11 protein-coding genes are annotated in these 14,361 nt (G+C 43.2%); 3 read left to right on the top strand and 8 right to left on the bottom strand.

The window, feature by feature from the left end; translation table 11 throughout:
• Position 1: 1 nt before the first annotated feature.
• The 3 genes from M23134_RS09235 to M23134_RS09225 all read right to left on the bottom strand — a co-directional run bounded on the left by M23134_RS09235 (position 2) and on the right by M23134_RS09225 (position 2,377).
• Complete coding sequence (locus M23134_RS09235) at positions 2 to 301, bottom strand: hypothetical protein (RefSeq protein WP_045113269.1); 300 nt, start codon at positions 299 to 301, stop codon at positions 2 to 4.
• 3 nt (positions 302 to 304) lie between these two features.
• On the bottom strand, positions 305 to 805 hold the full coding sequence (locus M23134_RS09230; protein ID WP_002695744.1) for an MlaD family protein: 501 nt from the start codon (positions 803 to 805) through the stop codon (positions 305 to 307).
• 204 nt (positions 806 to 1,009) lie between these two features.
• Positions 1,010 to 2,377 carry a PP2C family protein-serine/threonine phosphatase gene (locus M23134_RS09225; protein WP_002695743.1) on the bottom strand — a complete coding sequence of 456 codons (1,368 nt, stop codon included), beginning with the start codon at positions 2,375 to 2,377 and terminating at the stop codon, positions 1,010 to 1,012.
• A gap of 336 nt (positions 2,378 to 2,713) precedes the next feature.
• On the opposite strand from M23134_RS09225, the gene M23134_RS09220 reads away from it, so the two are divergent.
• Entirely contained in the window at positions 2,714 to 5,647 is a 2,934-nt protein-coding gene (locus tag M23134_RS09220) for a WD40 repeat domain-containing protein (RefSeq protein ID WP_002695741.1), read from the top strand.
• A 227-nt stretch (positions 5,648 to 5,874) separates the two neighbouring features.
• Positions 5,875 to 7,209: a PP2C family protein-serine/threonine phosphatase gene (locus M23134_RS37775; protein WP_002695739.1), complete on the top strand. Its 1,335-nt coding sequence runs from the start codon at positions 5,875 to 5,877 to the stop codon at positions 7,207 to 7,209.
• Positions 7,210 to 7,325: 116 nt separating this feature from the next.
• On the opposite strand, the gene acs is transcribed toward M23134_RS37775, so the two are convergent.
• The 3 genes from acs to M23134_RS09200 all read right to left on the bottom strand — a co-directional run bounded on the left by acs (position 7,326) and on the right by M23134_RS09200 (position 11,761).
• Positions 7,326 to 9,242 (bottom strand): acetate--CoA ligase, encoded by a 1,917-nt coding sequence (gene acs / locus M23134_RS09210; RefSeq protein ID WP_002695737.1) that lies wholly within the window; start codon positions 9,240 to 9,242, stop codon positions 7,326 to 7,328.
• Between the two features lie 326 nt (positions 9,243 to 9,568).
• A complete protein-coding gene (locus M23134_RS09205; RefSeq protein ID WP_002695736.1) occupies positions 9,569 to 11,329 on the bottom strand; it encodes a sodium:solute symporter family protein in 1,761 nt (586 codons plus the stop codon).
• Between the two features lie 171 nt (positions 11,330 to 11,500).
• Positions 11,501 to 11,761 carry a DUF4212 domain-containing protein gene (locus M23134_RS09200; protein WP_002695735.1) on the bottom strand — a complete coding sequence of 87 codons (261 nt, stop codon included), beginning with the start codon at positions 11,759 to 11,761 and terminating at the stop codon, positions 11,501 to 11,503.
• 374 nt (positions 11,762 to 12,135) lie between these two features.
• On the opposite strand from M23134_RS09200, the gene M23134_RS09190 reads away from it, so the two are divergent.
• Positions 12,136 to 12,579 (top strand): hypothetical protein, encoded by a 444-nt coding sequence (locus tag M23134_RS09190; protein ID WP_002695733.1) that lies wholly within the window; start codon positions 12,136 to 12,138, stop codon positions 12,577 to 12,579.
• A gap of 194 nt (positions 12,580 to 12,773) precedes the next feature.
• Here the strand turns inward: M23134_RS09190 and M23134_RS09185 are convergent, their stop codons facing one another.
• Complete coding sequence (locus M23134_RS09185; RefSeq protein WP_002695731.1) at positions 12,774 to 13,472, bottom strand: class I SAM-dependent methyltransferase; 699 nt, start codon at positions 13,470 to 13,472, stop codon at positions 12,774 to 12,776.
• A gap of 12 nt (positions 13,473 to 13,484) precedes the next feature.
• The gene (locus M23134_RS09180; RefSeq protein WP_002695726.1) at positions 13,485 to 14,354 is read right to left on the bottom strand and encodes an MYG1 family protein; all 870 of its coding nucleotides are present in this window, start codon (positions 14,352 to 14,354) and stop codon (positions 13,485 to 13,487) included.
• Positions 14,355 to 14,361: the final 7 nt, after the last annotated feature.

Raw genomic sequence — 14,361 nt, 5'->3', positions numbered from 1 at the left:
ATCAGGGCATTTTGTTTATCTCGTCTACGCAAGTGGTTCCTATTTGGCGTATTGAATCGGCATTGGCTGCTTCAAACGACTCATAGCTTTTAATGGCTTGCTTAAGCGCACAATGGCACACCCGGTCAATTTGTTGGCCAGAAAGCTGAATATTTTTGTTTTTCCGCGACTCTTTACAAAATTCCAAAAACTGTTGTTTGTCTTGAGGTATCCATTTGCCTTGGGCGCTGGTGGGCTTGCAAGCCATACTGAGGCACAGCAAGGCCAAGAGCGCAAGGCATTGGTATAATTTGTTATGCATGGGTTATTTTTTGAGTTGTTCCAGGCGTTGGTTCATCAATTTCATTTGTTTTAACAACGAGTCGTCGCGCCCTATGATGCCTTTAAAACCCTTGAAAAGATACTTTTCGAGTTGCGCAGGATTAAACTGGTGGGCGTTTTCGGTAATGCCTACAATGGCCTCTTCAGGTTTGTAGTAATCCTTTTTGTCTTTGGCAAACTTTACCTCAATCATACTTTTGCCCACCAAACCTTTGGGTTTGATAATGAACTGTGAACCACGGGGAATGTTCACATCCTGGTTGATATCAACAGTTACTTTTACCAACGAGTCGGTCAGTTGCACCGATTCTACCCTGCCAATGGCCACTCCACGGGTTTGTATCAGGGCATTGTTGGTCAAAAAATTGACTTGCTGATAGTGCAGCTCCAGCTTATAATAATCGGGAACATTGATGCGCCATACAAATCCAATGAGCATGACTACTGCCATAAAAGCTACCAACCAAGACCTTAATTTATCCATTTATCTTTTTTTTACTTAAAGCTATTGTATTATTATACAGAGGGTTATATGATTACTTAAAAACAAAAATAGAAATAAAACTGTAGCTAACTTTGTCTATGCAAAGATTTTTTTCATTGCCCACCTACAAAATATTTTGTTGTATTGAAATGCTGTATTTTTTACGTTTTACTTACTTAAGATTTATGACATCCTGTGACATCTTTAGTCTATCTTAAATCCTATTACAATCACATCGTCAGTTTGCGGAATGTAGCCCCTCCAATCGTTCAATTTCTTTTCTAATATATCGTGTTGTTCGTCAAAAGGAAGCAAGTGTATTTCTAGCAACAACTCCTTGAACTGTTTAAGCATAAACTTTTTTTCTCTGGGGCCACCAAATTGATCGCGGTAGCCATCCGAAAAGATATAAAACACCGTGGGTTGGTCTACCTTGATGGTGTGTTTAGCAAACATTCTTTCGTGGTCTTCCCAGTGGTGTCCACCTATAGGCATCATGCCTCCTTTGATCTGGTGCAACTCATTGTTTTGTATATAAAACAGGGGACTTTTTGCTCCGGAAAAAGCGACTGTTCTTTGTTCTTTGTCTATTACACACAATGCCATGTCCATGCCGTCCCGGTTTTCGGAGGTTCTTTGGCGAAGCGCGTTTTGAACACTTTTATGCAAATGGTGTAAAACCAGGTCAGGCTCTGTGATCCCTTCCAGTTCTACAATACGGTTAAGCGCATTGGCTCCCAGCATAGACATAAAAGCCCCCGGCACCCCGTGCCCGGTACAGTCTACTGCAGTAATAATCACCTTTTCGGTGTCAAATCCCTTAAAAATTTTTTGTATGCCTTCAAACGTTTGGGTTTCTTCATAAATGGGGCGGGGAACAGTTTTGGCGTACCAATAAAAATCGCCACTGACAATGTCTTTGGGTTGCCAAAAAATAAATGAGTTGGGTAAAGCACTTTTTACATCTTCCAGGGTAGGTACCATGGCTGTTTGAATGTGCTTGGCATAGAGAATACTGTCCTGTATTTGGTAGTTTTTTTCTTCAATAATGGCATTTTTGAGCTCCAGCGAACTATTGATGGTAGTAATTTCTTCGTTTTGAGCTTCTATGCTTTTCTTTTGTTGTACGAGTTCTTCTTCCAGTACATTGTGATTGCGCGAGCGCCTGATCAATACCCGCAAAATGCCCCGCATAATCTGAATATGGTTCATCATCACCTTGTAAAAAACGTCTTGGTTAAGTTTCCACAGGCGGGTACGCCTAAGGGTGGTTACGTCTGCCGACCGGGGTTTGGTGTCGAGCAAGGCGTATTCGCCAAATACATTTCGGTTACGCAGCACCACAAAGGTATAACCTCCATCGTGTACCCGTACAGCGCCATCTACTATGATGTACATAGACTCGCCAGGATCTCCTTTTTTGATAATGAGGGAGTCCTTGGGGTGATGTTCTTCGGTCAATACTTTGGCAATATTCACCAATACATCCTGGTCGGTTTCAGCAAATACTTTGACCGTTTTTAGGATTGCCACTTTTTCGGCAAGATCAATATCTTTTACAGGTTCAGGCATCAGCACAATGCTTCGTGATTTGATATATATACCATACTAACAATTATCAAAAAACCCTCCATAGTATCAGAAGTTTTTCAATAAAAACAGTTATTGAGCAAAAAAGATTGTTTTTTTATACAAAAAGCACTTTATAAATTATTTATAATCAAGAAGATACAAATTTAATTTGAATTTCCTTTGTCTTTTTTGCTCTGTTTTTACAAGCAACTATAGTATATAAACACAAGTCGACTTGATCGTGTACAAAACAACAAACACAAAATTAATAAAGATGTTTGAAACCCATCCGTAGGTGGAAATTATTTCGAAAATATTCAACAATATCTCATCTTAATGAAAAATCAAGAACAAAAAACAGAAGGACACTTAAACGATTCAGGCATCAGTTTATATGTAGAGGCTAAAATGCTTGACAAAACCAATACATTGCCCAAAGCCATGCGTGCGCATGTAGCAGCGTGTGCCTCTTGCCAAATGCGGGTGGCAGACTTTCATCAGTTTATGAAAGACGAACAAATAAGCCCTGCCAACCCAACATCTTATTCAGATAAAAAAATGCGCCTGCTTACTTTTAATAAATACACCCTTGGCAGAATAGCTGCGGTGGTATTGTTGCTAGTGGCAGTTTATTTTATGTTGTTTGATGCTACAGGCAAACTACAAAACGCTGCCAGCGACTATTCCCTATCTTCGTTCAAGTCTTCGATTACGTCGCCTTTTGACAATAAAAGAATAGATGTAGGGTATACCAAATGGGAGATGAACACCGGTGAAGCCAAAGTGTTTAAACTAAAGAACGGATCGAACATTCGTGTACCTGCAGATGCTTTTGTAAACAAGTTGGGGGAACCCGTCAAAGGAAAAGTAGAAATTAAGTACCGTGAGTTTCACAATGCCGCTGACATTATAGCCAGTGGTTTGCCTATGCATTACGACAGTGCCGGGGTACGTCACCACTTCGAGTCGGGAGGAATGTTTGAGTTGCGGGGTAGCCAAAACGGTCGCCCAGTATTCATTGCCGATAACAAAAATGTAGAAGTAAATCTGATTTCTTATAACCCAGACAAGCGTTTTAATCACTACTTTTTAGACGAAGGGGTCCCACGTCCTCAGCGTAGGGTTGCCCAGGCGCAAATATTACCTTCATTGTCGGTGTTTCAGCAAACTCCTGCACCCAATTGGCAACTCATAGGTGCAGGAGTAACAGCGTCTATAACCAACGATTCTACCCAACAAAATGCCGCGTCGCAAGCACAAGCATTTGACAAACAAAATGACAAAAGCGACGAGCCCAGAGGGAAAACAGGGTTACGAAAAGGACCCGTCAAACCTTCGTTGGCTAAGGAGGCAACCGTCCAGAAAAAAGTAAGCCCCGATTATTTTGAGTTGAAATATGCCCTTGACTTCGAGCCCGAATTGAGGACTTTTGTCCCGGTAAAATGGGCACACGCCGATAATTTGCTAAAAAATGATCCTAAGTATATCTCCAACAAGTGGGTGCTCAATGAGCCTTGGCACAAAGTAACTTTACACAAGTTGCCATTTGGCTTTAAGACGCTTGCTGTTGGTGAGGCAACGGATATAAAGTATTCGGCCGATGGGCAAAGAATGTTGGCGTATGACCAACTTGGCAAGGCAAGCTTATATACCAGTGAGGGGCAGTTAATCAGGCAGTTTGACCAAACCATTGCTACCCAAATGTCAAAATCGGGCAAGCATATACTGACCACCCAACGCAGAGCGGTGAAGCTTTGGTCGAGTAAGGGTGAGTTATTGACTGCCTTGCCTACCAAAAATGACCTCAATATGGCGGTGATATCTGATAATGACCAACATATATTGACCACCAATGCCGAGGAGCAATCGGTTCTTTGGACACTCCAGGGCAAGTTGGTAAGAAAGTTCCACGATTATTTTAAGTTTGCCAGCTTTTCGCCCAATGGTGAATATATTGCTACCATTTCTGACCGCGATTATTCGTTGAAAATATGGACAAGCAGAGGCAAGTTTTTGCATCAGCTCAAGGGAGAATACAATACCGCGTATTTCTCTGCCGATAATCGTCATTTGCTTACTTCAAGCCCAAGAAACGGGGCGCAGTTGTGGTTTTACGAAAAATCTTACCACAATACCATGTTAATGAATGTGTTGAAGCACAAAGAGGCTGCGGTAAAGATGGCGACGTTTTCGCACGATGGGCAACGGGTATTGACGGCCTCAAACGATGGTACTGCCAAGGTTTGGAATGTAAACGGGCAACTAATGAAAATTCTGAAGGTGTCGAAAACCTGGGTAAACTCCGCTATATTTTCGGCAGATGATCAAATGATTTTGACTGCTGACGACTACGGAACAGCGAAGCTTTGGAGCAAAGAAGGCAAGCTTTTGCATACATTGCGTGGACATAGCCAAGGTTTGAATGGAGCAGTATTTTCGCCAGATCAGCAAAAAATTGTGACTTTCTCAAAAGACCAGACAATGAAAATATGGAATCGTAATAAGCCTCTAAAAGAAACCTACGCGCTTGATTTATCAAACATTGGCCCGCACTACGAAGAGATGTATAAATTGCAAATGAATCGGTATTTGATGATGAAACGCTATTCGAGTGATGTGATGGAAAAGAAGAAGATCAAGCGGCCAATAAGAAATCAGCTGCGCAAGTTTTTTACGATTGTTAAAATGTATCGCCCAGCCCTTGCCCCCAATACAATGGTGGCCAACACCAAGGTAGAAAATAAACTGGAAGCGTTTAAAAAGATGTATAACCAAGAGCTTGCGGCAGTAGAGAAGGAGCGAGAAAAGCAAGAGGAGGCAAGAAGAAAAATCGAAGAAAAAGACAGGCAATTGGCAAAACGTGAAGCCCAACTCTTTCATAAATTTAAGGTAAGCAACTTTGGCTACTATAATGTAGACCGTATATTGAAAATGACAGGACGTGATGTGGTGATTTGTCAAGCAGATGTGACGCTCAATAAAACGGATGGTATTTATTCAAGGCTGTATTTGGTGACAGGCGATAAGGGGACAGGAGTAGTGAAGTTTGATGCTAACAGCTTAAACTTGTTTTGGTTTCAGCCCAAGCACAACAACCAGTTGGTAGTAGTATTGCCCAACAATAAGGTGGCTTTGTTTAGCCCTCAGGAGTTTAAAAAAATAGACCTTGAGCGCTTACGCAGAGATAAATATTATATCTTTAACCTAACCAAGGTACACCAAGTAGGCTCAGTCAATCAGTTGGCAAAATTACTGAATGTACCTACCTAACAATTGCCTGAACAATTTAAACAAAAGCTCCCCGCCTACATTGTAAGCGAGGAGCTTTTGTTTATGTGCTAATTGTACACTTATAGATGAGAATGTTGATACCCAAATGATTAATCAATTAAGGATTTCAATTGTATTTTTTATATAAGAACACTTTATGTCCACTTGTATGTTTGTGCATGCCTGCAACAATTACTTATTTATGTTCAGCTAAAAAAACGAACATAATGAAAATTGCTCCGATTACCATCAATGAGAAAGAACGTTTACAGGCCTTATACAGGTATAATATATTAGATACTGACTTTGAGCAAGCGTTTGACGAACTGATACAACTCGCCTCTTACATTTGTAGCACCCCCATTTCGCTGATGTCTTTAGTAGCTGAAAACAAACAATGGTTCAAAGCCAAGGTAGGGCTGGAGGCTAGAGAAACGCCACGCGAGTTGGCTTTTTGCGCGCACGCCATCCATAGGCCTGAATTGTTTATTGTAGAAGATGCCACCAAAGATGAGCGCTTTCATGACAATCCGCTGGTCACTGGGCACCCTGATATACGATTTTACGCTGGAATGCCCCTTACTACCCCTGACGGTTTTAGTTTGGGGACACTATGTGTGATAGACAAACGCCCTCGTGATTTGACTGAAGCCCAAAAAACTGCTCTGAAAACGCTTGCCTCGCAAGCAATTGCCCAGTTAGAGCTACGTATGAAGCTGAGAGTTATAGAAAGTAAACAAAAAAGCATTGCCAGGAAAAACCAAGAAATTTTTGAGAGTATTCATTATGCTCAAAAAATCCAAGCCGCCATTTTACCTAGCTCCAAAAGTTTGGATAAGGTGTTTGCTGATCACTTTGTTATTTATGAACCCAAAGATATTGTTTCTGGTGATTTTTACTGGTTGAGCCAAGTCAAAAAACGGATCATAGTCAATGGTATTCCCTCTTTTGAAGTATATAGTTTTGTTGCCGCTGTAGATTGTACCGGACACGGAGTGCCAGGGGCTTTTATGAGCATGATTGGTAGTCGGCTATTGAATGAAATAGTCAATGAGAAGAAGGTAATTGATCCTAAAAGAATTATTGCCAAAATGCATGAAGGTATTTATAAAGGTTTACAACAACAAGAGTCGAACAATCAAGATGGTATGGATATATGCTTGTGTAGAGTGCAATATATGGACAACTCCAACAACATAGAGTTAGTGTATAGTAATGCCAAACGTCCCTTGTTTTATACAAAACAAAATAACTTATATCAAATCAAAAGAAATCGGGTTTCTATAGGTGGGTATAGACCTGAACAAACAACTCAAGAATTTAAAAACCATACCGTACAGCTCCAACATAAAGATATTATTTATTTGAGTAGCGATGGGTTTGTAGATACGTCTAATAACAAACGTAAATCTTTTGGTACTAAACGGCTATTTACCCTACTACAGGAAATTATGCACAAGCCATTAAACATACAACGCAAAAGGTTGTTAGAGGCAAAGATCAAATATCAAGAAGAAGCAGACCAACGCGATGATATTGTGATGCTGGGAATTCAATTATAGGGCTATCCTGCGGCGCATCAGATGCTCACCTTCTTTCTAACAAAAATGGTTTTACAATTTACCTACAGTAAACCATAAAACCATATTATTACAATAAGGGAAACCAGGTTAATCATTTAACTCTCTACCGCAACTCCAGCTTTGTCCATAATAGACGCCACCACTTCGGGGTTGAGCAACGTACTAATATCGCCCAGGTTAGAAGCGTTGTTTTCGGCAATTTTGCGCAAGATTCTACGCATAATCTTACCCGAACGGGTTTTGGGCAAACCAGGTACTACCAAAATCTTATCAGGTTTGGCAATGGGTCCAATAATCTTGTTGATCGTGCTGATAATGCTCCGCTTGATCTGTTCTTCGTCGTGGTTGGCAGCATCGGCCTCACATACAATGTACGCATAAATGCCCTGCCCTTTGATTTCGTGGGGGTAGCCTACCACCGCCGATTCGTTTACCAATGGGTGTTCGTTGATGGCATTCTCTATTTCGGCAGTACCCAAACGGTGCCCCGATACATTGATTACATCGTCTACCCGTCCCAAAATACGGTAATAACCATCTTCGTCGCGCTTGCATCCGTCTCCGGTAAAATACAAACCTTTATAAGTAGAAAAATAGGTTTGACGGCAACGTTCGTGATCGCCATAAGTAGTACGCAACATCGATGGCCAGGGAAACTTCACGCATAAGTTGCCTTCTACACTGTTGCCTTTTAATTCATTGCCCTCATTGTCTACCAATATAGGCTGAATTCCGGGCAAGGGCAGGGTGGCATAGGTAGGTTTGGTAGGAGTAATGCCGGGCAAGGGAGAGATTAAAATACCTCCGGTTTCGGTTTGCCACCAAGTGTCTACGATTGGGCAACGATCTTTACCAATGTGGTCGTGGTACCAGTGCCACGCTTCTTCGTTGATGGGTTCTCCCACACTACCCAATACTTTGAGCGAACTCAGGTCGTGTTTCTCTACATACTCTAGCCCTTTGGCCTGCAAAGCACGAATGGCAGTAGGGGCAGTATAAAACTGGTTCACCTGGTGTTTGTCTACTATTTCCCAAAAACGCCCCGCGTCAGGAAAGGTAGGTACTCCCTCAAACATGACACTGGTGGCTCCTGCCAACAAAGGACCATACACAATGTAAGAGTGCCCCGTGATCCAGCCAATGTCCGCCGTACACCAGTAAACATCGCCTGCGTTGTATTGAAAAACATTCTTAAACGAATAAGCTGTATATACCATGTAGCCGCCCGTGGTATGCACTACTCCTTTGGGTTTGCCCGTAGAGCCCGATGTATACAAAATGAAGAGCATGTCTTCGCTGTCCATTTCTTCGGCTTTGTTTTCCAAGGTTTCCCCTGCTATCACATCGCTCCACCAGATGTCTCTGTTTGGCTTCATGGTTACCTCACTGCCCGTGCGCTTGAGCACAACGCTGCGCTCTATGCTTGGGGTGTTTTCTAGGGCTTCATCTACTATTTTCTTTATTTCCAACACCTTTGTGCCCCGGTAGCCTCCATCAGCAGTAAGCACAGTGGTGGCTTGGGCATCGTTGATGCGGTCGGCAAGGGCGTTGGACGAAAACCCAGCAAATACGACCGAATGAATGGCTCCAATACGGGCACAGGCAAGCATAGCAATGGCAGCTTCGGGCACCATAGGCATGTATATCACCACACGGTCGCCTTTTTTTACTCCTTGCTTCAAAAGTCCATTCGAAAATTGGCATACTTTCTCAAACAGTTCCCGGTAGGTAAGGGTAATGCTTGCTTCGTCGGGGTTGTTGGGTTCCCAGATAATAGCCGCTTTGTCGCCGTGGGTAAAGAGTTGGCGCTCAAAAATGTTTTCGGTAATGTTTAATTTCCCGTTAACAAACCATTCTATTGTAGGCTCTTCAAAATTCCAGTCAAGCACTTTATCCCATTTTTTGCGCCAATGAAAGTTCTCGGCAACCGAAGCCCAAAAAGCTTCGGGGTTAGATACGCTTTTTTGATATTCGTGGATATAACCACCCAATGTGTTGATTTTATTTGTCATTTTTTAAAGTTTTTTTCGTGTTTTACAATAGCTCACCACATGCGGTTCCTTAGGAATGGTGAGCAATTAAATTGCTATTCTTGAGGTAGAGGTTTTGTTTTGAGACGAGGCTATTTTTTGCGCCCATAGCAGCGCTACGGGCAAAAACCGATGGCTACAGCTACGCTGTGCCGAGCTCTGCCAACGGCTAAAAATAACGAAGTATCAAGGCGAAAAATCACCTCTCAGAGTGTAAATTTATTTTTGAACAATTCCTTAGGTCGATGGTCCATTGTAACTGGACGTAGTGAACTTAATTCGTAATTGAAAATTCTTAATTTACTAAATCAATGGTCCTGCGCTTCGCCTGCGCCCCTTGGGTAGCGAATGCTTTCTACCATTTCTTGTACTTGTTGTGGTGGAGTAGCAGTATTGCGTGATACAACCAAAGCTACCAGGGTATTGATGAACATTCCCAAGGTGCCTATGCCTTCTGGCGAAATGCCCCACCACCAACCAGCCTTGGTGCCTCCCAAAAACTTGAAGTACACAATGTAAGCAATGGTAAAGAGTAAGCCAGTGATCATTCCGGCAATGGCACCTTCACGGTTCATGCGTTTGTCAAAAATACCCAATACAATTGCCGGAAAAAACGAGGCTGCCGCCAAACCAAAGGCAAAAGCCACTACTTGTGCGACAAACCCTGGGGGGTAAATGCCAAACAACCCGGCAATGACTACAGCCACAGCTGCCGACAAACGGGCGTACAACAATTCGCCCCTGTCGGAGATGTTTGGGTTGAGTTGTTTTTTGATCAAGTCGTGCGACACCGAGGTAGAAATCACGAGCAACAAACCAGCTGCGGTAGACAAGGCTGCGGCAAGCCCCCCGGCGGCTACCAGGGCAATGACCCAATTGGGCAGCTGGGCAATTTCGGGATTGGCAAGCACTATAATGTCACGGTCTATGTAGAGCTCATTTTTGTTGCTATTGAGTTGGTTGGTCACCACTCGTTCGCCTGAGGTTCCTTTGCTTTCCTTAAAGGTCGGCTTGCCCACAAAGGGTTTTCCTGGAAAATACTGCACTTGCCCATCCTTGTTTTTATCTACCCAGGCAATGAGTCCGGTAGCCTCCCATTTTTTAAACCATTCGGGCATAGCCACATAGGCCTTTTTATCCTGAATGGTAGTAATCAGGTTGGTGCGGGCAAAGGCGGCAATGGCGGGGGCGGTAGTGTACAAAATGGCAATAAAGACCAAGGCATAGCCTGCCGATAAACGGGCATCTTTTACTCTGGGTACCGTAAAAAAACGTACAATAACGTGGGGCAAACCTGCGGTACCTACCATGAGGGCAGCAGTGATAAAAAACACATCGATCATGCTTTTCGATCCATTGGTATAGGCGTTGAACCCTAGTTCTTTGTGCAAGCCATCCAGTTTTTCAAGCAATGTTTTACCTCCTTCTACAGTGCCCCCAAAACCTAATTGAGGTATAGGGTTGCCAGTAAGCTGAATGGAAATAAAAATGGCAGGCACCATAAAAGCAAAGATCAAGACACAATATTGGGCTACCTGGGTGTAGGTGATGCCCTTCATGCCGCCCAATACAGCGTAAAAAAACACAATGCCCATGCCTATAATAATTCCCCAGGTGATGGGCACTTCGAGAAAACGGGAAAACACCACACCTACGCCCCGCATTTGCCCTGCTACATAGGTAAAAGAAACAAACAAGGCACAAATAACGGCCACCGTGCGTGCTACATCGGAGTAATAGCGATCGCCGATAAAATCGGGCACGGTAAACTTACCAAACTTACGCAGATAGGGCGCCAACAACAAGGCAAGCAATACATAGCCTCCTGTCCAGCCCATCAGATAAACAGCCCCGTCGTAGCCCATAAAAGAAATGAGCCCCGCCATAGAAATAAACGAAGCTGCCGACATCCAGTCAGCTGCAGTGGCCATTCCATTGGCAAGCGGTGGCACCCCGCCGCCTGCTACATAAAACTCGCGGGTAGATCCGGCACGCGACCAGATGGCAATAAAGATATACAAGGCAAAAGTTGCCCCTACTATAATATACGTCCAGGTTTGTACGCTCATGTTGGTTAGTGGTTAGTGTAGCTATTATAGCCTCAAGCTTTAAGCGACAAGCTGCAAGTTAAAGGCTACTCTACGAGCTTTTATGTTTATATAATGTTGAAGACAGGATTCTACAGTGGTTGGTTTATGACTGTTTGTCAACGGCCAGCACAATATTATTCAATATCAGCTCTACTCTTCATCTACTTCGTACTTTTTGTCCAGCTTGTTCATGAGCCTTACATATACAAAAATGAGGATAACAAAAGTAAAAATGGAGCCTTGTTGAGCAAACCAAAAGCCCAGCTTAAAGCCCCCCAATTTGATGGTGTTGAGTGGGTTTACGAGCAGTATGCCAAAGCCGTAAGATACGACAAACCATATAGAGAGCAATACGAGAAGGTAACGCAGGTTAGTTTTCCAATAATTTTTAATATTTTTCTGATCATTCATATCTGCAAAAAATACAAAGGGTTCTTATAATTTCGTCACAAAAAAGTAAATCGTTGGTACATATACAAACAATCGATACTTGATTCTACTTATATTTTTTTGTGTACAGATATTAATAAACCTACAAGGTAGGTTTATCTTTCAATTTGAGCCAAACAATACTTACCGCAAGGTGAACATAGACCACGCTCAGGCTTTAAATTATTTTTTGGTTTATTGTGGTCATATTCTTGCAGTACTTTTGGGTTTTCGGCCTAAATATTACAGATTGGTTTTTAGTATATTACCAGAGTTTGTTAACTTTAGGAATTATAAGGCGGCGATTGCGCAAATAAGTGCCGCCAATTCTAATTCACAAAGCTTTTTTAAAACACATGTCAATATCAATTAAAGTTCTTGATACTACCTACGCCAGGGTGGTGCATCATCGTTTGGGTGGGCAACACTTTATGGGCGTTAGCTGGAGTCGTCCTGCCAGCAAAAAAGAAAATGAGGTGCTTTGGCAAAAAGCCCTTGAGTATGCACAAAAACACCGGATTAACCTCTGGCAACTCGACCGTAGTCAGGTGTCGGTATATACACCGCCTGAAACCTGGTTACAAAAGTCGTGGTTTCAGCCAGGCAACGACGACAACAGCAACATCATTGCTGTAGTAATGGCCGATCAGTTGTTTTGTCAATTGTTGCTACACGAGGTAGAACCCATTCACCAAACCAACCCTTCGTTTCACGCGGGTTTGTTCTCTGACAGGGACAAGTCTAAAGACTGGTTGTTGAATGCTGTTTTTTCTGAAAAGAAAATTTTGCTTTCTGCCTAAGTAGTCAATGCTATCCACTTCTTCCTTGCCACCTATTCATCCTTCCTGCAACCACCCATGTAGATTGCCTATGCCAGCTCGACACTTATTTTGAACATGTTCCTTAGTAAGTAACATCATTAAAAACCCTCGTCCTTTGGTATAAGAACGAGGGTTTTATTTTGGCTTAAATTCTGGCAGTTATCAAATTTAGCTTATTCAGCATAATAAGCAGTGACTGCCTCTTGTCCGGTGTAGTTTTTCCCTGCCCGATCGTTGGCACCCAGGTAAGCGTGAGCAAACGAAGGTACATGGGGGAGAGGAGCCTGGGCAATAATGAGTTTTTTTTGTGCATCGTACTCAATGCCTGCTTGTCGAAACCATTCGAGCACTGTTTCTCCCTGGGCGTCGTTGCCTACTTGTACGCTTGCCAGGTCAAAGCTCGCCACCATTTTGCCGCCAGGCGCCAGTATTTTACCCAAACGGGCAATTGCCCCCAGTTTATCACCCACATAATGTAAGCCATGAATACAAGTAATGAGATGGTACGCCGGAAGCGGAGGTTGCCAATGGGTAATAGAGCCTATGAAAAAACGTATACAATTCACCTGTTCAGGAATAGGGGCAAAAAAATCGACCAGGTCTACCCCATGCAAGTGTAAACGGCCTTGAGACGAAGCCAAAGCCTGGGCAGTTTGCAGCAAAGCGTTGCCCTTGCCACAACATACGTCTAACCAACAAGCCTCAGACTCGTGGGCCAATAGCGTACGTAGCCAGTCTTTGGGACAAAAGCCTACTTCATTTTCATAGCTGTTTACCCCGCTTGCCTGACGTTCACGGTTCATGCGGTTGTTGGCTACTATAGGCGACCATACCAGTTCCTCTTCGGGCAGAAGTTTGGGTAGTTGTTTCATAGGATACAAGCTCTAAAGTAACTTTACTACCTCAAGGGCGGTGGCTTCATTGTTAAATACTGCCAAAAAACGTGCTTTATGGGCAAACTCAATATCGTTGGCATTGCTTACCTCAGCTTGCATGGTTTCTAAAGTGGGCAAAGGGTGGGCTTCAGCGTCTATAGTGGTCAATTGCCATTGCTGCCCTTCTATCAACTCGTTTTTGCTGGCACGCGGAATCAAGCAAAACCTAATACCGGGCTCTAAAGCTGCCCAGCGTTTCCAACCTTTGCAGTGTTGCTCCAGACGAACTACCTGGGGGGTAAGCATTTGACGGGCTTCCCAAATGGGTTTTTGTGCTACAATTTTTTCGGCTTCATACAGGGTGTTTTCCAAAAAAGTGGCGGCCATTTTCACCGCCTTGTCAAATTGTTCCATTTGCTTGTCATCGTTGTCAGGTTCACGGTTAAACGCCCCAATCAATCCTGATACGGTGCCTGCTGTGCCACCAGGCAAATGTTCGTCGATGGTTTTTAAGATATTATTTTGGTTGGTATCTGTCTGGTCTACCAAGTCAATCAACGACTCTTGTACCAGCAAAGCTACGTCGACATTGTTACCACATAGTTGCGAGCCAAAATGTTCCCACACCAAACCTGCCGCACTTTTTAGGTGGCGGTCTTGGTGATGGTCAAAATTGTTGTGGGCAGGGTCATACACGAGCCCTACGTCTACTACCAATACGTTGGAGTTTTTGACTACCTTGCCGAGCAGGTCGGGGTGACGGGTACGGGTAATATGCAAGGGAGCGCCTTTGAGTTTTTGTAAGATTGCTACTGCAAAAACTTCGTCGGCGTGAAAACTCCCATTATGGGTAATCAGTTGATCGGGAATTGTTGTCATATAATGT

This window comes from Microscilla marina ATCC 23134 (genome assembly GCF_000169175.1).
Taxonomy (GTDB): Bacteria; Bacteroidota; Bacteroidia; order Cytophagales; family Microscillaceae; genus Microscilla; species Microscilla marina.
This window is presented reverse-complemented; position numbering and strand designations above follow the sequence as displayed.